Raw genomic sequence first — 22,515 nt, forward strand, 5'->3', positions numbered from 1 at the left:
ACGGAGGTGGAAAACTTGAAACTCTTAGCTAAGAATGAATCCTTATGCATCAGCTGTGGAGAATGCGAGGAAGTCTGTTCTAAAACCTACTTTAAAGAAACGAATCGAGAAAAATCCTGTATTCAAGTCGAGGATAAGAAGATCACGGTGTGTAACCAATGTGGTGAATGTATCGATATTTGTTCCGTAGCGGCAATTTCTCGAGATAAATATGGCGTGGTGCGAATCAATAAAAAAATCTGCGTCGGTTGCTTTATGTGCGTCGGTTTCTGCCCGGAGCTTGCCATGAAAATGCACGGGGATCTGTTGGAACCTTTTAAATGTGTAGCTTGTGGCCAGTGTGCAAAAATCTGCCCAACCCATGCGATATATAGTTCGGAAGAAGCTTAGGGGGAAATAATATGGATCTAGAAAACAATCAATCGGGCCATAAATTACTTAAAACATATAACTATGATTTAGGTGCTATCGACAAAGGGTATACCAACCGCACTCTTTATATCAATGTCGGTAACCATGAAATCAAAGAAAAGCCCGTTACCCCTTTGATGAAAGACAAGTTCATTGGCGGTAAGGGCTTTGGGCTCTATTACTTGTGGCAGGCAGTGACTGAATCCACGAAATGGAATGACCCGGAAAACGAAATCATTATTTCAAGTGGACCGATTGGCGGAATTACTCAATATCCTGGTTCCGGAAAATCACTGGTTGTGACACTATCCCCACTGACCAATATGCCGATTGATAGCAATGCGGGTGGATATTTTGGTCCCTTCCTCAAATTTGTCGGTTTCGATGCCCTCGAACTTCAGGGCAAAGCTGATAAGGATGTCATCATTTTCATTGACGGCAAAAAGGGAACTATTACCCTTGAAGAAGCAGCACCAGGTGGGAACTTGGACACCCATATTCTTGGCGAACAACTGACTGAAAAGTATGCCGAGAACGAAGAAGACAAACGGAATATCGCCGTGATCTCTACCGGGACCGCTGCCGAGCATACGAATATTGGGCTTTTAAACTTTACTTTCTATGATGTGCGCCGTAAAGGTATCCGTTTAAAGCAAGCCGGCAGAGGCGGCATCGGGACAGTTTTTAGAGACAAACATATCAAGGCGGTGGTTATAAAATGCCCAGGGGTGAAGGGCAACCTAAACCATCCCGTTGACCAGCTGACCTTAAATAAAACGGGTATTAAGCTGCATAAAGAGATACACGATCTGGATAACTCTCAAAACCGCATGCGTAAAATTGGCACAGCGAATATTATTGAAGTCATGGATCAGTATGATCTTTTGCCGACTCACAATTATAAATTTGGTGCTCACAAGGATACCTTCAAAATATCCTCTGATGTTTTCATCTCCAAAGTAACCCAGAATTCCCCGGATGGCTGCTGGCATGGTTGCAGTATGGCTTGTGCTAAAGCTGCTGATCAGTTTGAACTGAAAACAGGCCCTTATAAAGGTCAAAAGGTAACCATCGACGGTCCTGAATATGAAAACGCTGCTGGTCTGGGTTCAAACTGTGGTATCTTCGATCCGGATGCCATATTGGAGTTGAACTTTTACTGTGACACCTATGGCATTGATACGATCTCCTATGCTACTCTGACGGCCTTTGTTATGGAATGCTACGAAAACGGTATTCTCAATAAAGAGCGAACTGGGGGTTTAGAACTTACCTTTGGCAATACAGAGGCATCCTTTGAACTTATTCACCAGATGTCTAAGGGAGTGGGCTTTGGCAAGATTGCTGGCATGGGAATCCGTAAAATGAAGGCCTTCTTTGCCAAGGAATATGGAGCGGATCCCCAGTTCCTCTTTGACATAGGTATGGAACAAAAGGGGCTTGAATTTTCCGAGTACTTGCCCAAGGAATCCTTAGCGCAACAAGGCGGATATGGGCTGACTAACAAAGGGCCACAACACGATGAAGCCTGGTTGATCTTCATGGATATGGTAAATAACCAGATTCCAACCTTCGAAGATAAAGCAGAAGCCCTCCACTATTACCCCATGTTTAGAACTTGGTTCGGTTTGAACGGTCTCTGCAAACTGCCCTGGAATGATATTGCACCCGCAGATAACAAGTTAACTGACGAACCCGCAAAGATACCAGAGCATGTTCAAAATTATGTCGACATATATAACGCAGTTACCGGTAATGCTATTGACAAATATGAACTCATCCGTCAATCTGAGAGGGTCTACAATTTCCAGAGAATCTTCAACATTCGGATGGGTTACGGCAAACGGGTTCATGACAAACTTCCATACAGAGCTATGGGGCCTGTGACTGTGGAGGAATATGAGTCCAGGCAAGGGCGCTATGATAAGCAACTCAGGGAGCTTCTGAACTACGATACAACAGGCATATCGACGGCAGAAAAGATCAAGGTCATGAGAGCGTATCGTGAAAGCCAATATGAAAAGCTCACGGATGCAGTCTACAAACGTCGGGGTTGGACCATGGATGGAGTACCGACGGTCGAAAGACTGCGGGATTTAGGAATGGATTTACCGGAACTCCTAGAAGTCGTTAATAAACAAGTGTAGGTGATAACTTGATTAAGTTAAATAACAGGGATTGCGAATGGCAAGAAAAGCTTACGGTGCAAGAACTTTTAAAGCTTAAGACGTTTACCTATCCACGGATAATTGTCTATGTCAATTCCAAGATTATTTCCCCTGAAGATTATGCTTCGACGATTATCCAAGATGGAGACGAAGTGAAGGTCATCCACCTTATGGCAGGTGGATAGGGGAATGCTTACTTCAGGTGGAGCTAGAGTTTTAACTCCTTCGCCATGAATGGCGAGAGCCCTGGCAGCCTAGTCTCCTTGCTTAGAAGTGATAACTATTGGATTAACACATTTTGACCTCAATGGCTTTGAAGCTTATTGAGGTCTTTTTGATTACATAGATTTTAATTTCTGGTATAATGAACTAAAATATTTTGCTGGTAGTCTGCTGTGACAGATTTAAGAAGACTTGGCGATACCATTTTTCCTTTATCTATGAAAAGCGCAAAATGTTAAGGTGTTGAGGAAGATGATCTAATTCATTGAGAGTTTTGCTAAAGAACGAGAAAGCAGTTACATTATAATAAACGAACGATGGGAGGGAATTGTGGTGTTTCACCCAGAATTACTTGAGATTGGGCGCAGAGCCAAGCATGCGGCTCGCCTATTGGCTTTTGCTAGTACGGAAGCTAAAAATAACGCTTTGCTTGCGATGTCAGAAGCCCTCATAAATCATGAACAAGAAATACTCAAAGCTAACAACCTAGATGTTCAAGCAGCAGAAGAGAAAGGCCTTAAGAAAAGTCTTGTCAATCGTTTAAGGCTGACCTCGGTGAGCATTGCGCAAATTAGTCAATCCCTTAAAGACGTGGTTGCGTTAAGAGATCCCGTAGGAGAAGGGGAAGTATGGACCCGTCCAAATGGACTTTGTATTCAGCAGACTCGTGTCCCTCTAGGGGTTGTGGCGATGATCTATGAAGCAAGACCCAATGTGACAGTTGATGCGGCTGCCTTGTGTGTAAAATCAGGTAATGTTGTGATCCTGAGAGGGGGATCTGAGGCCTTAGAGAGTAATAAAGTCTTAGCTAGAGTCATCGCAGAAGCTGCTGAAAAGAGTGGCTTGCCATCCGGAAGTATTCAACTTATTACAGAAACAAATCGGGAATGGGTTCAGCAACTCATGCGTATGAATGATTATGTGGATGTCATTATTCCCAGAGGGGGAGCTGGTCTGATTCAAACTGTGGTGCAGAATGCCACCGTGCCGGTGATTGAAACAGGAACAGGTATGTGCCATGGGTTTATTGATCGAGATGCGGATTACGCAAAGGCCATTCCGATCATCATTAATGCCAAGACACAAAATCCTGGGGTCTGTAATGCCTTGGAAACTATGCTCGTCGATGAAGAGATTGCCGAAGACTTTCTTCCATTGATCGGAGAAGAGCTAAAGAAACACTATGTTGAACTAAAGGGATGCCCAAAAACCTGCGAAATCTTGCCGTATGCCGTTCCTGCCGACCCGGAAGATTGGGTCTCAGAACATCTTGACCTTATTTTAAGTGTTAAAGTTGTGCCTGACCTTGATGGTGCACTAGATCATATATATCAATACAGTACCAAGCATTCTGAAACTATCCTCACGGAAAATTATTCAAGGGCGCAAAGGTTCTTGCGAGAAATTGATGCAGCTGCTGTTTATGTGAATGCCTCTACTCGTTTTACAGACGGAGGGCGTTTCGGCTTTGGAGCAGAAATCGGAATTAGTACTCAGAAGTTACATGCCCGAGGGCCAATGGGTCTAAGGGAATTGACTACGATTAAGTACATGGTTTATGGAGATGGACAAATAGTAAAATAAGCTGGAGAGGAAGTTATCTTTAACCCCTCGCTGGTATGGAAATACCAGAGGTAGGGAAATTACTTGAACTTAGTTCAAAAACACCGTGAAAATGCGGTGTTTTTTTGCTTCAAACAAACAGAAGAGGAACTTTTTGAGCAGAATAGCATCTTAAAAAGCCAGGCTACAGTGGACGGACTAACAGGACTTTACAATCACAGGCATTTATATGAACGTTTAGAAGAAAAAGCCAAGCGATGAATCCGTCATAAAGGTAATAACAGAAGGAAAGAATGCCGATTTGTCAAAAATAATTAGTCTTTATAATGAACTGAATACTACCCTTGAAAAAGGTGTAAATTATCCCTCGTGGAAAAAGCATGTTTACCCTAATGAGGAAACGGCTATTGAAGGAATTAGCACTAATACGCTCTATGTCATGAAGGATAATGACCGTGTTATCGGTTCAATTATACTTAATCACTGCCAATACGAGGCCTACAAAAAGCTGCAGTGGACTGTAAATGCTGAGAATAATGAGATAATAGTTGTACATACCCTTGCTGTACATCCGAACTATTTCGGGTGTGGGATTGCAATGAAGCTTATGAAGTTTGCGGAAGATTTGACATACAAGAAAAGAATAAAAGCTATTCGGCTTGATGTATCGGTAAACAATTTCCCTGCTATTAAACTATATGAAAAGTGCGGATTTACTTTAGTAGGTGAAGTAGACCTCGGGCTGAATATTCCGGGGTTAGAGCTCTTTAAATGTTATGAGAAGGAAATACTGCCATTCGATTCTAAGGGAAGTGGTTTATATTATCCTGAATTTTAGATAGGCAATAGGAGGGAAAATGAATTTTCCAGAGTGATCAAAGTGTGTTTCTTGAACCTATCAGCTATGATAGAAAATGGTGAAACAGTGTACCTGTCACTGTGTTTCACTTACCTGTCTTTCAAATTACATAATTAAGCAGCTTTATAAACATACTTATGATATTAAGGCCAAACGAGTTCTATAGTTAGAAACTGAGTTTGCCATAATCATTTATATCCTAAGAGCAGAAAAGGAGGAACAACTTTGATACATAAGCAGAATAAAAAATCTAAACAGGTCGCAGTAACGACTTCGACTCATGCCCATAAAGATTCTCCCAGCCCCCAGACAACGGGAAAAGAAAGAGACGCTATAATTCCAACCAAGGATAAAAGTCCAGATGATCTAGAAATCCTCGATTAATGGCTGATTTGAGGTTATTAGGAATGATAAGCCTAATATAATTCGACTATAAGTTACAAGACAAGGCTAGAAGCGTAATATTGCTTCTAGCCTTGTCTTGTACATGTATTATTTAATTAGGATTGGCATTTCCTTTGAACAAATAAATGGGTTTATCTTGAGAAGATTTGTAATTAGTTTCCTAAAGAATACAGGTAAGTTATAATAAATACAGTACCAACTGCTCACTGGCCTTAGAAGACAACAAAAATAAGGTGGTATGAAAAATAAATGAAAATAGTTGCAATTGGAGATTCGATTACCGAAGGGTATCCCTTTAGTAATCAGGAGTCTTGGGTGGAACATCTAGCTCAAGAACTGAAATGCCATGTGATAAACCAAGGGATTTGCGGGGATTTCACAAGCGGCATGCGTGCGCGTTTCCAGCGGGATGTACTTGAGTATGCTCCGACCCATGTCATTATTCTTGGTGGCGCTAATGATGCTTACGAAAGGATTCCCCTGGAAAGTGTAAGCTCAAATTTTAAGGTAATGGAGGAATCTTGTAGGCAAAACGGGATTATCCCTATTTTGGGGTTACCTACTCCGTCCTTATTGCCAGAGGAAGAACAATTCCTGATTGAATACCGGAATTGGTTGAACAGCTATGCGGATGAAAAAGGCATTAGTTTAGTAGATTTTTATTCTCCATTTCTAAACAGGATAAAGGTCGGTCAGAGTGCGCAGCTATTCGTTGATGATGTCCATCCTAGTATAGAGGGTTATGCTTTGATGGGAGAAATAGCGGTGCGAAGTTTGAAAGGCTTATGATTGTTTAGTCCAGGGCGTTTACTCTTTCAAGTCCTTAAATGCTCGCCAAGATGTCGCGTATTCTTCAAACGTTTTTTGAACAGTTTCACCGATTTGTCGATAAGCTTCGTCATTTAAGTTGGCAAGAGAAGTCCTGATGGACCACTTTGGCCCGCCAAATCCGCTGCCGTTTAGAAGCACAATCGAAGATTCCTCTGCTAAACGAAAAAGGAAATCAGTAGGCTCATAGTTAGCTTCTAAATACTCACAGAATTCATTACCGTACTTAAGTTTGGCCCACACCAATAAATCGATTTGACTGTAATATGCCGCGTCAAACCGATCTGTGTGCAACTCTAGTCCAAAGCCCTCATATAATAATTTTTGTCGGTGTTGACAAATTCCCTGGGTCAATTTCTTGTAACGATTCTCCCGATCCAGTAAGGCAAAGAGGGCAAATAGTCCCATTTGAACTTGCTGAGGCGTAGATAGACCCGCTGTATGATTCAGGGCAACCTGGCGACTGTCCGCCACCATTCGGTCGATAAATCGAAGTCGTTCCGGATATAAAGTTATTATCCCATAACGCTCAGCTAAGGCATCTGCTTTGTCACGTGGCAGATTCTTTACTAATTGGTCAAAGACATTGTCTTGATGAACGGCGATGACTCCCAGTCGCCAACCTGTAGCCCCAAAATACTTGGAGAAGGAGTAAACTCCAAGTGTATTATACGGTAATTCAGCCATTAGAGAACGGAAATTATCAACAAAGGTACCATAGACATCATCAGTAATAATCATTAGGTTGGGATTTTGCTTCTTAACCACCTCTATGATACGGTTTTTTGACTCGTTTCGTATAGCTACTGAGGGTGGATTGCTTGGGTTAACAACATATAGAGCTTTTATGCTGGGATTAGCAAGTTTATCGAGCTCGGAATTGGTATACTGCCAAGTGTGAACCCCTCGCTCGTCCATTTCCAGAGCATTAATTCGAACAATTTCAAAATCATAACGCGCTAAATGGGGAATCTCGAGATAGGGGGTAAAAGTAGGGACCATTAGTGCAATTTTGTCACCCATCGAGAGTAACTTATTGGCAATTAGCGAGTCAAAAATATAGCACATGGCCGCGGTTCCGCCTTCAACAGCGAACAGGTCGTATTTGCCGGGTGGAGATTGGTTATTACACATTTCTTGAATAAGATAATCATGCACAACCTGTTCAAGGTGCACGAGCATGCGATCTGGTACAGGATAGTTATCGCCAAGAATGCCATCCACCAGCTCATGTATCCAAGCATCTGGGTTAAATCCCCAAGTGATTGAGCCATAATCAAGGACGTCTTTGAGAAAATCGACACCTGGTGCATCGTGATGCTTTTCTAGATAGTCTTTCAAACGTTCAGCAATGCCTTCGGTATTCGGCATGCCAGCAAGATCTCTATCTTGCCAAACATTACGAATTTCTTCTATAGCAAATAGCCCTAAAGTAAAGAACCCTTCTCGGGGGGTTGCTGCTGTCCAGTTGGGATTACCTCTGCCAGCATTGAGCATTGACCAGATGCTTGTATCCCCATGTTTATTGGCGAGGCTAATTAATCTGTCCTTCAGTTCAAAAGGGCTAAGTTGCGCATAAAGCCGTACCGTCTCTCTGGGAAGGGTATGGTTGCTTTTAATAATTATCAATCCTTTCAGCCAGGAATTTGGTGTGAAAGATTCTGATTTGAAACTAAAGTACTCAGGATCTTTAGACTGGCAAATCTGAAGATATTTAAAGGTATCAGTAATACTCTGTACTTTACTCGGTTCATTTATACCCGATCAGGGCAATGCTGCGACCCGTTGAAGATTATTTAACTCAAAATTATACACTCTGGAAAGGAAGCAGATTATGGATATGGATGTTGTAACAAAAACCTTGAAATACACGCTTGAGGTATAGGGCGATGTATATTTCGTGCAGTGCAATACAAAAAATCTTAGAGATTCCTGATGAGGGAGAAGCAGTCGTTGCAGGGTATTGGAGCAAGGAACTAGGTTTATGCTCTCAGCCTACCCTTTTAAAATGGAAAGAAGGCAAGGTTAACTCAATTGAGCCATTGAATCTTTTAGAGAGTACCCCTAATGGTATACAGCGTTGGGATTCCTATTTTCTCTTGCCTGGCTGGATAGACGCCCATGTCCATTTAGCGTTAGACAGCCTTGATTTTTATCAGTGCTTGGAGAATTGGGCACAGCCTTGCTTGATCGAGGAAAATATGCAAGGATTTTTGAGGCGCTATCTGGAAAGGGGAATTGTGGCTATACGAGATGGCGGCGATTTACCTGGCTTTTCATGGCTCGCAAAAAACAGGGTCAATGAAGGAATTTGGCCAGGACCTAAGGTCATTTCAGTGCATGAGGCTGTGAACCGGGTAGGAATGTATGGTCGTTTTCTCGGTCGTGGCTTTAAGGATATTTTAGAGTGGCAGGAAAAGGAGAGGGACTTCTTCGACCAAGGCCTAGACCAACTTAAGGTAGTCGTGACTGGACTGATCCGCTTTGATGATTATCAGAAGGTGGGTCCAACTCAGTGGTCGGTTGAGGATTTAACAGAATTGGTAGATGCAGCACATGGACGTGGAACACCTGTCATGGCACATGCCAGTGGGGATGAGGGAATTTCCATGGCCATTACAGCTGGGGTCGATTCCATCGAACACGGGTATTATATGACGACCAGACAACTTGAGCGGATGAGAGAAAAAGGAATTGCTTGGGTCCCAACGGTTGCACCCATCGGAAATCTCTTAAAATATCCAAATGATCGTTACTCCACCCATGAAATCAACACTTTGAAACGGATTCTGGAGGCCCAACTTGCTAAAATTCAGGAGGCCTGCCATTTAAACGTCCGATTAGGTGTTGGCACAGATGCCGGTGCTTATAAAGTTCCGCACGCTGGGAGCCTGTATGATGAGATAGAATGGATGATTCAAGCAGGAATTCCGAAGCTCGAAGTCTATCGCATGGCGACTCATGAAAATGCTCAGATTCTCGGTAGTCCTGAATTAGGGAGGCTAGACGTCGGAACCCCCATGAGTCTACTTCAACTTGCGAACGACTTAGGGTAGCGAAACAGTGGACCTGTCCCCTTGTTTCAGTGGTTATTTCTTCTTTTGGAAGCGCGTGTTATGATTATAGAGTGTAAATGCGATTGGAGAGAGGGGATTTTATGGAGACTTTTACCGCTGGGCTAGGGTTACAAGAAATACTGATGCTAGGTTTAGGGATCGCTGCTGTGGGCTTTATTCTAAAAAAGTTATTTAAATTGGCCATTACCTTAGCGATTCTTATTGCGCTTGTTTATTATGGATTACCGATACTTCAGACAATACTCACTATGTAATAGGATTGGGTCTGTAAGGCAAGCAACGCTCCGTTCTAACGTTGTGACCACGTAATAATCTATAACTAGAATGGAAGACTACCAATTATAGAACCAAATAAGTGGAGAGTGTGAAGGAGGGGCTAATTTATATGCATTCTATGATAGTGCCAGTGGGGCAACATCAGTTACCTAAGCTCCCTTATGCGTATAATGCTCTTGAGCCTGTGATTAGTTCTAGATTATTACAAATTCACCATGACCTACATCATAAGGCTTATGTGGAAGGTTTGAAAAAAGCCGAGCTAAAACTAAGCGAGGCAAGGCAAAAACGGGATTTTTCCTTAGTCAAACATTGGGAGAGGGAACTCGCTTTTCACGGTTCGGGGCATATTTTACATAGTATTTATTGGACTTCGATGGCTCCCCTGGGAAACCGGTGGGAGACCCCCGGGGCGCAAACGATCAAACATATCATGAGCTATTTTGAGAGTCTGGCTATTTTGGGGGAACAGTTTACAGAAGCCGCAATCAATGTTGAAGCATCAGGATGGGTCTTGCTCGTATGGCAACCGGCCTGGGGAAGATTGGAAATCCTGACCATTGAAAAGCATCAGGATTTATTTCAAGCGGGTGGTATTCCCATTCTTGTCCTGGATGTATGGGAGCATGCTTACTACTTGGATTATCAGAACAAACGCAAAGATTACGTGACAGCCTGGTGGCAATTAGTGAACTGGCAAGACGTTGAAAGACGGCTAATTCTGGCCATGCCGGCCCAGATGCCTTTGAGCTAGGCCCTAATAATCATAACAAAGAAGCCCTGGAAGCCAGTAATCTTCTGTTGGCTTCTAGGGCTTCTTGAGGTTAGACAAAGGGGCGATGATTTTGCATCATCAGATTTACTGCTTCTATTCAAGAAGAGTTTAGCGGCCGTACAGGCTTTGTAGGGCTCGGAGAAGGTCGGATAACCGGGGCTCAAGAGAGTCAGGATTGCCATTCATAACGACTTTAACCTCTTTCACAGTAGATGGTTTAAGCATATCATTTAGGCAAGAGACTTGTCCAAGGTTAGATTAAATATTCTGGTTAAGTACTTAAAGAAGATTAAAATAAGTTCTATCAAGAAAATCAAGAAAGGAAAAAGAGAGTTAAAAGAGAATTAAAAGAGAATCTAGATTAAGGAAGAATTATGTGCCAGGTTCAACTCTCTAGTGCATTACTTTTGAATTAATATCCTACAGAAGGGAAATGTATATGTCACAACTAGATAATCCACTGGAAATCTACAAGTTACTCCCAAAATCAAATTGCAAACAGTGTGGGGTGGCAACCTGCCTAGCGTTTGCTGCTGCGGTGATAAAGGGGCAAAAACGTCTCGCTGAGTGCCCTCATCTGGAAAGCAGGATCATTGAGGAACTTGATGGGAAAATTATTAAACAAATGACTCCTAAAGAGCAACTGAAGCAAGTACTTGAACCGTTGAAAAGAGAGATTGTCACAGTAGATTTCTCTGCATCTGTAGAACGATTGGGGGCTAGGCTTTCTGGAGATAATTTGACCATTAAGTGCCTTGGAAAGGACTTCACGGTCAGTGCGGAGGGAGCTATTATAACGGAATGCCATAACAATGTCTGGGTAATGGTTCCATTACTCAATTATATTATTGACAGTGCAGGAAAAGAGCTTTCCGGAAAATGGGTTTCTTTCAGGGAACTTAGTAATGAGACCGTATGGGATGCCTTTTTTGAACAAAGGTTTGAAAAACCTTTAAAACAACTTACAGATATCCATCCGGATCTTATTGAGGACATGATTTATATTTTTAACGGCAAGCCTGTGGAGACTAGTTTTACTTCTGATATTTCGCTTGTATTGCACCCTCTGCCAAAGCTACCAATTCTCATTTGTTATACCAAGCCAGAAGAGGATCTAGAATCCAAACTCAATGTTTTTTTCGATACGACAGCGGAAGACAATCTTAATGTTGATTCGATCTATAGACTTTGCGTTGGGCTCTTGGTGATGTTTCAAAAGATCACTTCCAGACATTAAGCCCCGAAGTGTAGTAATAATGGCACATATTTAAACACTATAGATTATCGATTATCACTACCATAACTAAGCATAATGATTAGGGTAAGAGGTAAGTGGTAAGAAGCAGGAAGTAGGAACTGTAAACTATAAAATAGAATATAAAGTATAAACTATAAGGAAATGGAGGAGGATCATGAATCTCATTGGGAATCTCATTTGGCTATTATTTGGAGGGATCATTGCCTCGATTATATGGCTTTTAGCAGGGTTAATCCTGTGTGTAACAATAATTGGCATACCTTTTGGTGTTCAATGTTTTAAGATTTCGAAGTTTGTCTTGTGGCCTTTTGGAAAAGAAATCGAACTTGGACATTTCGGAGCAGGAGGATTAATATTTAACATTATCTGGCTCGTTGTATTTGGGTGGGAGTTTGCCATTGCTCATCTCGTTATCGGTGCAATTTTTTGTCTAACAATTATTGGTATACCCTTTGGACTTCAGCATTTTAAATTTGCTACACTTGGGCTTATCCCTTTTGGAGCGAAAATACGCTAGATCACCTTATCAGTGTTTATTCATGCAGGGAAAAAACAGAAAAACCCTGCCAATGCTAGGGTTTTTGCGTTTAAATATCCACGTTTTAGTTAGGCCAAGCTCTTTGCCATGACTTAAAATAGGCAATCAGCTCGTCACTGGGCACTCTCCAATTAGGAAAGATAAAAGGTTTTCAAAGCATGGAGGGTTGCGTGGAATTCCTCATGTTTATTAGGGCCGACTTCTATTTCTTCGATTCTAGTGAACTCAACTTCCATTTCTGCCATTTTCTCTGCGGATAATACGCGTTCTGCCATAACATAGAGTACGTTATTCTCTTTATCAATGTGTGAAGTTAATAGTTGACCATAGTTTTGAGCATTCTCGATGATTTCGGTTGCAGAATGTTCTTTGCTATAATGAAAAACAATAGAGATGATCGGCTGTAAGGGGGACAATAGATGATTAAACTCTTAAGTTGGGTACTGGTTTTCTGTATAGCTTTGTACTTTTTTGGAATAATGGGTATGGCTTTTATTTCACCTTCATTGATACCAATTATTGTAATTGTGGCTATCGTTCTAGGTGTTATAAGTGCTGGACTGTTGTTAATCCAATTAATCAAGGAGAGAATTAAAGATAAGGAGGATGAAAAAAATGATCTTAACAAATATTGACTACATGCCGGGTTATGAAATAATCGAGTCCTTAGGATTAGTCAAAGGAAGTACCATCAGAGCGAAGCATGTGGGAAAAGACATTTTAGCTGCTTTCAGACAAATCGTCGGTGGAGAATTAAAAGAATACAGTAAAATGCTCGACGAATCCCGTCAAATATCTACCGGCAAAATGGTATCGGAGGCTGAAAATCTGGGAGCTGATGCCATTATCAATATTCGCTTTGCAACCTCAAATGTAATGCAGGGGGCAGCAGAAATACTTGTTTACGGGACTGCCGTTAAGGTAAAGAAAAACATGTAGGCTTATAATTTCAAGAAGATAATTGAATTCAAGGTAAAATTTGAAGTCAATCCAATCCAATAAGAGTCTACTGGTACAAAAATCTGTCTGAGGGCTCTTATTTTTGGTATCCAATTTGGTGTAAACCAATTGCTGCAATGAAGTGTATTAGAACAAACTTTAGCTATGGTGTTTTTCACTCTAGAAGATATACTAAATATAAGGAGGGATATAATGATGATTCGTGAACTTATTGCCAAAAACCGAACCTATCGTCGATTTTATCAGGATGTCGAGGTAAGCCAGGAGACCTTAAGAGAACTCATTGATCTAGCAAGACTTTCTTCAACGGGTGGGAACCTCCAGTCCCTAAAGTTCGTTTTATCTCAGACACTCGAAACAAATAAGCTGATTTTCAAAACATTAAAATGGGCTGGTTACTATAAAGATTGGGATGGACCAGAAGAAGGAGAGAGGCCAAGTGCCTACGTGGTCGTGCTTCATGATCAGAGTATCAGCAAAGGTTTCTTTTGGGACCATGGAATTGCCGTTCAGAGCATCTTGTTAGGTGCCACAGAAAAAGGGTTAGGAGGATGTCAATTCAATTCGATTGATCGTGTCGCCCTTGCCCAAGAACTACACTTACCTGAGCATTTTGCCATCGCGACGGTGATTGCTTTAGGGAAACCCAAAGAAGTGGTGGTCATAGAGGAATTGAATGAATCTGGAGACATTAAGTATTGGAGAGATCAGCAAGGAATTCATCATGTGCCGAAGCGTGCTCTGGACGACTTAATTCTTAAGGTAGAAGCATAACCTATGTCTAAGCGCCCCCGCAACCTATTGCCAAAGGGGGTGGTGAAGTTCCTCGAATAAACTTCAATAGTCAATCACAGAAGGAGGAAAAATGCTCACATTTTATTGTTTTCCCCAATGAACGACTTGCCGTAAAGCAGAAGCGGGTCTTCTGCAACAGAATGTGGAGTTTGAATATCGAAACATTGTGAAAAGCCCTCTCTCGGTTGAAGAACTTACTGACTTAGCTAAACTTGGGGGGATTCCCGTTCAGAGTCTGCTCAACAAAAAGAGCAACCCTTCTAAATCACTTGGAAAAGAACTTGAGGAGTATAACGAATCGGCTGTAGCAAGTTTTCTCTCGTCAAATCCAAAAGCAATTATCCGCCCCTTAGTTGTAAGGAACAACGAGCTAATTATCGGTTTCAAAGCAGAAGTGAAGTAATACCATAGTTTCTCGTATCCGCCCTTCACTTTTCGAGATCTAGATTAACTTAGAGAAGGCTACAAAAATTAAGATAAATTAATGAAACTATATGATCTACCCAAGAGCCCTGGAGGGCTCTATTTGTTGTTTTTCTATGGGCAGATTTGTAGTGGTTCTCTAGACAAGAAATTTGGATAAATTAACCACAAAAGCAGGTTAATCTGTATAAGTGTAGAAATATCGAAAGGGGTAGAATTTTGACCATAAAACGAAAGGAATGGCGTTAATCCATGCATGAAGGACACAGAAACAGATTGAAAAATAGATTTCTTGAAGAAGGATTAGATGGAAGTTACCTTTGGCAGGAATACCATGGCTGCAAATCTTGACTACATTGCCGAATCTATAGGCAGAAAGGTCAATGAGACTAGCAAAGAGTGTATACGCCGCTATTTCCTCAAGGAATTCTACAAGGATCATGTTCAAATCTATAAGAAAAGACCGATTTACTGGTTATTCACATCTGGCAAGGAACAGGGCTTTAACGCCCTAGTTTATGTGCACCGCTATGACAGAAGTATGGTATCCCGGGTACGCACGGATTATCTGCACTCCCTGCAAAATAAACTTAAGTCAGAGTGTCTGCGCTTAAAACAAGTGCTGGTGTCTGAAGACTCTCCACCTGAAAAGGCCAAAGCGACAAAACGCTTGAAAGCCCTAACCAAACAAATGGACGAGCTAAAAAAATACGATGAAGTGATTCATAATCTCGCCGACCAGCAGATTGAAATTGATCCGGATGATGGAGTTGTCGTCAATTACGCTAAGTTGGAAAAAGTGCTGACGAAGATCTAATCTCTATAATAAATATGGAAACAGTAAGTGTTATAATGAATCTAAATCATATAACACTGCTCGTATAGAAAGTTTTCAGGCACAATGCCGAGAAGGGGCCAAACCAAACTAAGGAGATGAGCTAAATGAATGATAAAATAATCAAATTTGAAAATCACATAAGGGTAGCAGAGCTTAATCCGAAGAATTCATTAATCAAAGCAGGATTTAAAGAGAACATGATACTATGTGACATTGGAGCTGGGACGGGGGTATTTACTTTTCCAGCTACAGAAATAAGCAAGAATGATATTTATGCACTTGAAATATCTGATAGTATGATAGAATTACTAAAGAGTAGAGTAGCTGAACGCAATATTAAAAACCTGAAAATTAAGAAGGTCGAGTCTACTATACTTCCCTTAGATAATCATAGCTGTGATATGGCGATTATGATAACCGTACTTCATGAAATCGAAAATAAAGAATTTATGCTTAATGAGATAAAGCGAGTTTTAAAACCAAAGGGTAAGCTCATGATAATCGAGTTTCATAAGAAAAAAACACCCATGGGGCCACCAGTTGACCATAGGATTTCTGAAGAGTATGTAGAAGAAATAGGAAATAGCAAAGGGCTAATAACCTTCAATAAATTTTCGTTAGGGGAGAATTTCTATAGCGTAATCTTTGAACTAGCCCCGAATTAAGCTAGACTTGGTTAAGGATTACAATTTTTTGCTTAGAGCCTGAGCTTTACCCCGAAAAATTTAAATAAAAATCATAAGGATGAGTGAAGTATGAGCCAGACTATGAAGGTTCCGACGACTCATAACCTATTCAGCGGCCGAACTCTAAAAATCCTCATCCCCATCTTGTTTGCAGTCCTCTTCTTTATTATTCCAGTTCCAAATGGCTTAGAGGTGCAGGCTTGGAAGTTATTCGGGATCTTTGCAGGGACAATCCTCATGCTGATGTTGCAAGGACTTCCAGAGGCAAGTGCTATTTTTGTCGGAGTAACGGCTGCGGGTCTTTTCGTCGTCCCAATTAAAGATGTTTTAGTGGGCTATACAGATACAACTGTATGGCTGATTGTAGTGGCTATTATGATGAGTCTGGGGTTTAAAAAAAGTGGCTTGGCAAAACGTGTTGGACTCATTCTTATCAAAGCATTTGGTAAAAGCAGTCTGGGACTAGGGTATGTTCTTGGGGTCACCGATCTTATGCTGGCAACGACGATTCCGGGAGCCCCGGCTCGCGTGGGAGGTTTAGTCTATCCCTTAGCCCAAGGAATATTTGAGGTCGTCGGTTCCAAACCATACGAGAATCCCCGTCGGCTAGGCGCTTATCTTACGGTCTTGCTCTATATGATGGATATGGTTGCCGGAAGTTTGTTTCTGACGGGAATGGGTCCGAACCTCCTTTCCATGAAACTCGCTGCGCAGATTTTAGGAGTTAATGTGAGTTGGGGCTTATGGACACTGGCAGCAGTTCCTGGTTTCTTCGTTTTAGTCCTCATTCCAATCATTGTCTATATTATCTATCCCCCCGAATTAGTTTCGGTTGAAGAGGTTCGGAAAATGGCTCGTGAACAACTTAAAGCTTTGGGTTCTGTCACAAAAAAGGAAATAATCGTCGGGATAACCTTTATGCTTTGTTTGGTATTATGGGCCACTAGTAGCATGACACAAATTGATACGACCCTTGTGGCATTCCTCGGGGTCACGATGATGATTCTAACCGATGTGATCCAATGGCAGGATATAGCTGACTCGAAGGAGACCTGGGGAATTCTGATTTGGTTCGGAGGAATTATTGGTTTATCGTCAGCACTTGGTAAGCTTGGTTTTTTTGACTGGTTAATCGGTGTGATGGAAGGTGCCCTACCCCAGGGAATAGGAACGTTTAGCACGTTTGTGATCATCGCGCTGTTAGCGATTATTCCTCACTATTTTTTCCCGTCACTTGTCGGTTATGTCGCCACCTTTGCACCGGTTATCTTCAGCTTTGTAGCAGTCACTGGGGCTCCGAAGTATCCGGCTGTGTTCCTGGTTGCTTTTCTCATGGTGATTTCTTCGACTCTGACACATTATGGGAATGGATTAGGTCCTTTACTGATGGGCACAGGTTATGTGGAAAAAACAACTTGGTGGAAGATCGGTTTTGTAGTGACCTTATTAGCAACTGTGGTCTATCTTACGATTGGTTTAGCGTATTGGAAGGTTATTGGCTTGTGGTAACGTAGTATATACTTAGCTTTCCCAAGGGAAAACAGAGGGACAGGTTGCTTGTTTCAACCGAAACAAGCAACCTGTCCTCTGTTTTCCTCTAACTGCCGACGTGGCAAACTTATAGGTTAAGTTACATTTCCACCAACCAGGAACATCATAGTCTCCCGGCCGTATTTTTTAAATAATATGGGTAGCTTAGTTCTGGGTAGCTGCACTGCCCATTCCACCGCCGAAGCCGCCTCCGTTACGTTGGCCAGAGCCATTGCCCATCCCTTGACCTCTTTTTTGACCTTGGCCAAGACCCATTCCTTGCCCTTGGCCAAATCCAGCTCCCATGCTTCTTCCTAATCTGGCAGTACTGGTTCCGTCGCAGGTGGCTTGATTCGTCGCTATAGAGTTGAGCATTGCATCTGCTTGTGCCTGAGTGAGGTTGCCATCTTTGACTCTTTGGTCAAGGATGGCTTTCTTTTGCTCAAGAGTCTGAGCTTTGAACTCGTCTAACTTTCCGGCTTCGCTAGCGATGGTGCCATAGGTTTTTCCTGTAGCTCTTTCCGAGGTAACTTGATCTACGGTTTTTCCAGTCAAGCCAGCTGTAATTTCTGCTGGAGTCTGACCAGTTATGGCAGCGAAGGCAGTTCCGGTTACCCCTAAGAGTCCGACGATGGTGGCGGCAGCAATGTAAGATTTGAACTTTTTCATGGTTTATGCACTCCTTTTGTTTAAATTGATTTAACTTATGATTGAATTATAGTAAGAATATTTGTCAAAAGTATGTCAAAAGATTGAAACAACTATGTCATTAGGTTCTATCTCTAATTCGTCAAAGGCTACCACTTATGAAGTGGTAGCCCTTTCAGATGATATTAGAATTATTATATTATCTCCATTTATTACATATCTCAGAAGTCATTTTAGAAAATGACGCCTAATGCGATAAGAATCAAAATAGCTATTGCGATAACGCCTACTCCTACACCTGCGCCTACGCCAACACCATAGCCGCCACAAGCTGCAGCAACGGGTGCAACAGGTTGAGGACAATATGCTCCGGCTACTCCACCATAACCCATTCCGTACATAAGAAGTTCCACCTTTCTAAATTAAAATACGATTCCCATTGCGATTAGAAGAAGAATTATGACTACAACTGCGGCGATCCCTGCGCTAAAGCCTTTTCCGCCACCATAAGCTGCTCCACCAACGTTATCAAATGCCATTTGAATTTCCTCCCTTCCAGTGATACCACATAATATGAACTACTTAGATAAAGTGGAACTAAATGGTAAAATAGTACGAGTCTGCACGATTATGTCGAAAGGTACTCAGCTAAATCTGTACCTTCTTGTCCTACTTACTGAGCACCGTTTGTTGCTTGATTATAGGAATTGTGTAAGCTATAGTGTATGAGTAATCTGCGAAACTAGGGGCTACTGCCAAGCTGTGCAGAAACTCAAGTAGTGGAGGAATGCGTAAGATGCTTAATTTTGATACGCTTTATAATCCTTATGCCTCATGTCGAATGACCGCCTATGCCAAAAATGGTATGGTTGCCACCTCTCAGCCTCTTGCGGCAGAAGCAGGGTTATCGGTCTTAAGAAAAGGCGGAAATGCCATTGACGCGGCGATTGCCACAGCGGCCTGTCTTACGGTTGTCGAGCCGACCTCAAACGGAATAGGAGGGGATGCATTTGCTTTGGTCTGGACTAAGGGCCAACTTTTTGGACTTAACGCCAGCGGCCCTGCCCCCCAACTCCTCACGTTACAAGCCTTGAAAAAAGCTGGACACCATGAAAAAATGCCTACCTATGGCTGGTTTCCCGTTACCGTTCCTGGAGCGCCCGCAGCCTGGGCTGAGTTATCTACCCGTTTCGGTAAGCTTCCTCTGACCAAAGTGATGGAACCCGCGATTTCGTATGCCGAACAAGGTTATCCCGTATCCCCAACTGTGGGGAAGAATTGGGAGATCGCCTTCGACCGATATGCTGTGAATCTTAAAGACGAGCAATTCAAAAACTGGTTTAAGACATTCTCTCCTCAAGGACGTGCTCCGAAAATTGGTGAGCTTTGGAGTTCTCAAGATCACGCCCGCACCTTGCAATCGATTGCTGAAACAAACGCCAGATCGTTTTATAGTGGAGAAATCGCGGATAAAATTGATCAATTCTCTAAGTTGCACGGTGGTTTTCTAAGAGCAGATGACTTGGCGGCTTACACTCCGGAATGGGCAACCCCGATCTCCATTAATTATCGTGGCTATAAGGTCTGGGAAATTCCGCCCAATGGACATGGACTCGTGGCTTTGATGGCCTTAAATTCTTTAAAAGGGTTTGAATTCGAATTCAAAGAGAGCACCGACTCTTATCATCGGCAAATCGAAGCACTTAAGTTGGCGTTTGCCGACGGGAAGAAGTACATTGCCGATCCCTCTCAAATGAAGGTAAGTATTGAGGAACTGTTATCAGATGAGTATGCTGAGGAACGCAGGAAACAAATTGGAGATAGAGCGATTCAACCTGAACCTGGAAAACCATCCAAAGGTGGGACGGTCTATTTGGCTACCGCAGATGGCGAGGGGAATATGGTTTCGTATATTCAAAGTAATTATAAAGGCTTTGGTTCTGGTTTGGTGGTACCAAAAACAGGGATTAGTCTACATAATCGAGGAAACAACTTTTCTTTGGATCCGAACCATGACAATTGTCTTCAACCAGGTAAAAGGCCTTACCATACTATTATTCCAGGCTTCTTAACAAAAGATAGCCTTCCTGTGGGCCCCTTTGGAGTGATGGGAGGCTTCATGCAACCTCAAGGGCATGTGCAAGTAATTATGAATACTGTCGATTATCATTTAAATCCTCAAACTACTCTTGATGCACCACGTTGGCAATGGATTAATGGAAACACCATTGAGATTGAACACTCCTTTCCTGAGTCGATTGCCCAAGAACTAGCGCGTAGAGGACATAACATTCGATGGTCGATGGATACATCTAGTTTTGGACGTGGTCAAATCATCTGGAGAAGTAAGGATGGGATTTTGGCCGGTGGCACCGAGTCAAGAGCAGATGGACATATTGCTAGTTGGTAGAATTGGAGTTTTTCTTCAGAGTGGGTTTTATATAGTATGAAACTGTAAATTATTGAAGTTACTAGCCTTCATGTTAGCGGTGGGCGGCCTGATCTCTAAGTGGCAAACTAAAGGGGATGAATAATTCATAAATCACAAATACACCCACGCAGTCCATTGGGATGTGGTTTGAAAGATCACTCGATCCCGGAAAATAGCGCCTATTTGCTTAAGATTTTTACATGCAATAAAGTAACAGCATAGCGAGAATAAGGTCATTTGAAACGGTGGGTAGGGTGTTGGTTAAACTATGTATGGAAAAATGTTTTACCTGTAATACTAGGGTAAATGGGTGATGGGAGGTATTTTATTTGGGAGACAAGAGTCCTAAGAATAAGGAAAAAATGAAGAAGAAATCTGAGAAGAAAGTTATTGCTCCATTATCTTAGCTAGTTCAAACTAAATGTTAATAAATCTCTATCTAGAGACTTCGGTATAGATCCGGGGTCTATTTTTTTAGCTAACAATTTCATTAATCCCCATAATTTGCTATAATTGACGGGAGGGGTTAAGTATAAATCCCTGAAGTGGAGGTTTATATGAGGGGTAAACTATTCGAATTGCCGATTACAGAAGTAATTAAAAAGAGACTATCTGTCCGAACTTATTTAGATCAACCTCTAACGCCAGAGATAAAAGAAAAATTGCGAGGATTCTTTTCGATGCCGAGGGGCCCGTTTGGTGGGACTTTAAGAATAAACTTGATTGAAAGTGATCTTGCTCGTAAAGAATTCAATGCAAAGCTTGGGACTTATGGCGTGATAAGCGGTGCTTCAACCTATGTCGTTGCTGCTGTCGAAAAGGCGGAGAGAGACTTGGAGGACTTTGGTTATTCTCTGGAGAAAGTTATTCTATACGCTACATCTTTGGGGTTAGGCACCTGTTGGCTTGGAGGAACCTTCAAGAAAAGTGAATTTGGTAGGGCAATCGAGCAAAAAGATCATGAAGTATTGCCTTGTATCACACCCATAGGCTATCCCAGTCGTAGAAAGAGTCTGATTGATTCTGCATTGAGATTAACTGCGGGATCAAAAAATCGCAAAGGCTGGGCTGAGCTTTTCTTCAGTCGTGATTTTAGTCATCACTTATCTGAGCTGGAGGCTGGAAAATTCGCAACCCCTCTCGAAATGCTTCGACTGGCACCCTCTGCCTCCAACAAGCAACCGTGGAGGATTGTCAAGGATACTAATAAGATTCATTTCTATCTCCAGCACACTAAGGGTTATGCCAAGGCCTTGGCTTATGATTTACAAAGAGTTGATATGGGGATTGGCATGTGTCATTTTGAACTAACTGCCAGAGAACACGGTATCGATGGAAAATGGCATGTCAATGATCCAGGGAGCATAAGTACACCACAAGCCACAGAGTATGTCGTAAGTTGGGTCGACGGTATTTAATTAATACATTTAAAAGGATGAGGTCTATTGAATATAGGATCATTGTGCCATTTATTTGCCGTTTTTTATTATATTTTTTGTTGTTTTACCTCTAGTACCAACTCCAAAGCACCATGTACAAACCCCTTAGAAGTTGGTTAACACTCAAGCTTTTCAAATCACCCTATTGACGGCACATAAAAATCTGTGATACCATCTCAATCGTTGCTCCACTGTGTGAAACCTAGGTGAGTGAAACCAAGAGCAGTAGCATAAAAAAACAGTTGACAGCATATGATGAAAATGGTATTATGACTGAGTGCCACAAACGCACATTGATCGAAAGTGCAAGGAGTCACGGCTTCACGCTACTTGATCAAAACTTACGGAAAATTAGTTGTTGACAACGAGAGTTGGAAATGCTAAG

General features: G+C 42.0%; 25 protein-coding genes and 1 pseudogene. 22 read left to right on the forward strand and 4 right to left on the reverse strand.

Annotated elements, in window-relative coordinates; translation table 11 throughout:
* Positions 1-15: 15 nt before the first annotated feature.
* The 8 genes from ACYQ3Q_RS27365 (at position 16) to ACYQ3Q_RS27400 (ending at position 6,417) form a co-directional block, all read left to right on the forward strand.
* Complete coding sequence (locus ACYQ3Q_RS27365) at positions 16-390, forward strand: 4Fe-4S binding protein (RefSeq protein WP_459931566.1); 375 nt, start codon at positions 16-18, stop codon at positions 388-390.
* 11 nt (positions 391-401) lie between these two features.
* Positions 402-2,558 (forward strand): aldehyde ferredoxin oxidoreductase family protein, encoded by a 2,157-nt coding sequence (locus ACYQ3Q_RS27370; protein WP_459931567.1) that lies wholly within the window; start codon positions 402-404, stop codon positions 2,556-2,558.
* A gap of 8 nt (positions 2,559-2,566) precedes the next feature.
* Positions 2,567-2,764 carry a sulfur carrier protein ThiS gene (gene thiS, locus ACYQ3Q_RS27375; RefSeq protein ID WP_459931568.1) on the forward strand — a complete coding sequence of 66 codons (198 nt, stop codon included), beginning with the start codon at positions 2,567-2,569 and terminating at the stop codon, positions 2,762-2,764.
* A gap of 367 nt (positions 2,765-3,131) precedes the next feature.
* Complete coding sequence (locus ACYQ3Q_RS27380; protein ID WP_459931569.1) at positions 3,132-4,385, forward strand: glutamate-5-semialdehyde dehydrogenase; 1,254 nt, start codon at positions 3,132-3,134, stop codon at positions 4,383-4,385.
* 63 nt (positions 4,386-4,448) lie between these two features.
* On the forward strand, positions 4,449-4,625 hold the full coding sequence (locus ACYQ3Q_RS27385; protein ID WP_459931570.1) for a hypothetical protein: 177 nt from the start codon (positions 4,449-4,451) through the stop codon (positions 4,623-4,625).
* 40 nt (positions 4,626-4,665) lie between these two features.
* Positions 4,666-5,202: a GNAT family N-acetyltransferase gene (locus tag ACYQ3Q_RS27390; RefSeq protein WP_459931571.1), complete on the forward strand. Its 537-nt coding sequence runs from the start codon at positions 4,666-4,668 to the stop codon at positions 5,200-5,202.
* Positions 5,203-5,448: 246 nt separating this feature from the next.
* Entirely contained in the window at positions 5,449-5,607 is a 159-nt protein-coding gene (locus ACYQ3Q_RS27395) for a hypothetical protein (protein WP_459931572.1), read from the forward strand.
* A 270-nt stretch (positions 5,608-5,877) separates the two neighbouring features.
* Positions 5,878-6,417: an SGNH/GDSL hydrolase family protein gene (locus ACYQ3Q_RS27400; protein ID WP_459931573.1), complete on the forward strand. Its 540-nt coding sequence runs from the start codon at positions 5,878-5,880 to the stop codon at positions 6,415-6,417.
* Between the two features lie 18 nt (positions 6,418-6,435).
* Here the strand turns inward: ACYQ3Q_RS27400 and aspD are convergent, their stop codons facing one another.
* Positions 6,436-8,076, reverse strand: coding sequence for an aspartate 4-decarboxylase (gene aspD / locus ACYQ3Q_RS27405; protein WP_459931589.1), 1,641 nt, complete (start codon positions 8,074-8,076; stop codon positions 6,436-6,438).
* 269 nt (positions 8,077-8,345) lie between these two features.
* Here aspD and ACYQ3Q_RS27410 point away from each other — a divergent pair, with 269 nt between their 5' ends.
* The 5 genes from ACYQ3Q_RS27410 (at position 8,346) to ACYQ3Q_RS27430 (ending at position 12,359) form a co-directional block, all read left to right on the forward strand.
* Entirely contained in the window at positions 8,346-9,512 is a 1,167-nt protein-coding gene (locus ACYQ3Q_RS27410; protein ID WP_459931574.1) for an amidohydrolase family protein, read from the forward strand.
* 101 nt (positions 9,513-9,613) lie between these two features.
* Positions 9,614-9,787, forward strand: a complete 174-nt coding sequence (locus ACYQ3Q_RS27415; protein WP_459931575.1) for a hypothetical protein — start codon at positions 9,614-9,616, stop codon at positions 9,785-9,787.
* 131 nt (positions 9,788-9,918) lie between these two features.
* The gene (locus tag ACYQ3Q_RS27420) at positions 9,919-10,563 is read left to right on the forward strand and encodes a superoxide dismutase (protein WP_459931576.1); all 645 of its coding nucleotides are present in this window, start codon (positions 9,919-9,921) and stop codon (positions 10,561-10,563) included.
* 460 nt (positions 10,564-11,023) lie between these two features.
* Positions 11,024-11,821, forward strand: a complete 798-nt coding sequence (locus tag ACYQ3Q_RS27425) for a DUF3786 domain-containing protein (RefSeq protein ID WP_459931577.1) — start codon at positions 11,024-11,026, stop codon at positions 11,819-11,821.
* A gap of 175 nt (positions 11,822-11,996) precedes the next feature.
* A complete protein-coding gene (locus ACYQ3Q_RS27430; RefSeq protein ID WP_034144192.1) occupies positions 11,997-12,359 on the forward strand; it encodes a YccF domain-containing protein in 363 nt (120 codons plus the stop codon).
* A 152-nt stretch (positions 12,360-12,511) separates the two neighbouring features.
* Here the strand turns inward: ACYQ3Q_RS27430 and ACYQ3Q_RS27435 are convergent, their stop codons facing one another.
* Complete coding sequence (locus ACYQ3Q_RS27435) at positions 12,512-12,796, reverse strand: hypothetical protein (RefSeq protein ID WP_459931578.1); 285 nt, start codon at positions 12,794-12,796, stop codon at positions 12,512-12,514.
* A 3-nt stretch (positions 12,797-12,799) separates the two neighbouring features.
* On the opposite strand from ACYQ3Q_RS27435, the gene ACYQ3Q_RS27440 reads away from it, so the two are divergent.
* The 7 genes and pseudogenes from ACYQ3Q_RS27440 (at position 12,800) to ACYQ3Q_RS27470 (ending at position 17,591) form a co-directional block, all read left to right on the forward strand.
* A complete protein-coding gene (locus tag ACYQ3Q_RS27440; RefSeq protein WP_459931579.1) occupies positions 12,800-13,015 on the forward strand; it encodes a hypothetical protein in 216 nt (71 codons plus the stop codon).
* Entirely contained in the window at positions 12,996-13,319 is a 324-nt protein-coding gene (locus ACYQ3Q_RS27445; RefSeq protein ID WP_459931580.1) for a YbjQ family protein, read from the forward strand. The genes ACYQ3Q_RS27440 and ACYQ3Q_RS27445 overlap by 20 nt, the downstream gene beginning before the upstream one ends.
* Before the next feature lie 216 nt (positions 13,320-13,535).
* Positions 13,536-14,114: a nitroreductase family protein gene (locus ACYQ3Q_RS27450; protein ID WP_459931590.1), complete on the forward strand. Its 579-nt coding sequence runs from the start codon at positions 13,536-13,538 to the stop codon at positions 14,112-14,114.
* 133 nt (positions 14,115-14,247) lie between these two features.
* Positions 14,248-14,538: pseudogene (locus tag ACYQ3Q_RS27455) on the forward strand (arsenate reductase family protein); the annotation flags it as partial.
* A gap of 327 nt (positions 14,539-14,865) precedes the next feature.
* The gene (locus ACYQ3Q_RS27460) at positions 14,866-15,375 is read left to right on the forward strand and encodes a hypothetical protein (protein ID WP_459931581.1); all 510 of its coding nucleotides are present in this window, start codon (positions 14,866-14,868) and stop codon (positions 15,373-15,375) included.
* 125 nt (positions 15,376-15,500) lie between these two features.
* Positions 15,501-16,061 carry a class I SAM-dependent methyltransferase gene (locus tag ACYQ3Q_RS27465; protein WP_459931582.1) on the forward strand — a complete coding sequence of 187 codons (561 nt, stop codon included), beginning with the start codon at positions 15,501-15,503 and terminating at the stop codon, positions 16,059-16,061.
* 90 nt (positions 16,062-16,151) lie between these two features.
* Entirely contained in the window at positions 16,152-17,591 is a 1,440-nt protein-coding gene (locus ACYQ3Q_RS27470) for a DASS family sodium-coupled anion symporter (RefSeq protein ID WP_459931583.1), read from the forward strand.
* Between the two features lie 186 nt (positions 17,592-17,777).
* On the opposite strand, the gene ACYQ3Q_RS27475 is transcribed toward ACYQ3Q_RS27470, so the two are convergent.
* Positions 17,778-18,281, reverse strand: coding sequence for a DUF2680 domain-containing protein (locus tag ACYQ3Q_RS27475; protein ID WP_459931584.1), 504 nt, complete (start codon positions 18,279-18,281; stop codon positions 17,778-17,780).
* Positions 18,282-18,493: 212 nt separating this feature from the next.
* Positions 18,494-18,661: a hypothetical protein gene (locus tag ACYQ3Q_RS27480; RefSeq protein ID WP_459931585.1), complete on the reverse strand. Its 168-nt coding sequence runs from the start codon at positions 18,659-18,661 to the stop codon at positions 18,494-18,496.
* A gap of 386 nt (positions 18,662-19,047) precedes the next feature.
* On the opposite strand from ACYQ3Q_RS27480, the gene ACYQ3Q_RS27485 reads away from it, so the two are divergent.
* Positions 19,048-20,670, forward strand: a complete 1,623-nt coding sequence (locus ACYQ3Q_RS27485) for a gamma-glutamyltransferase family protein (protein ID WP_459931586.1) — start codon at positions 19,048-19,050, stop codon at positions 20,668-20,670.
* A gap of 578 nt (positions 20,671-21,248) precedes the next feature.
* Complete coding sequence (locus ACYQ3Q_RS27490) at positions 21,249-22,109, forward strand: nitroreductase family protein (protein ID WP_459931587.1); 861 nt, start codon at positions 21,249-21,251, stop codon at positions 22,107-22,109.
* Positions 22,110-22,515 lie beyond the last annotated feature (406 nt).

This window comes from Desulfosporosinus burensis, assembly GCF_054657535.1.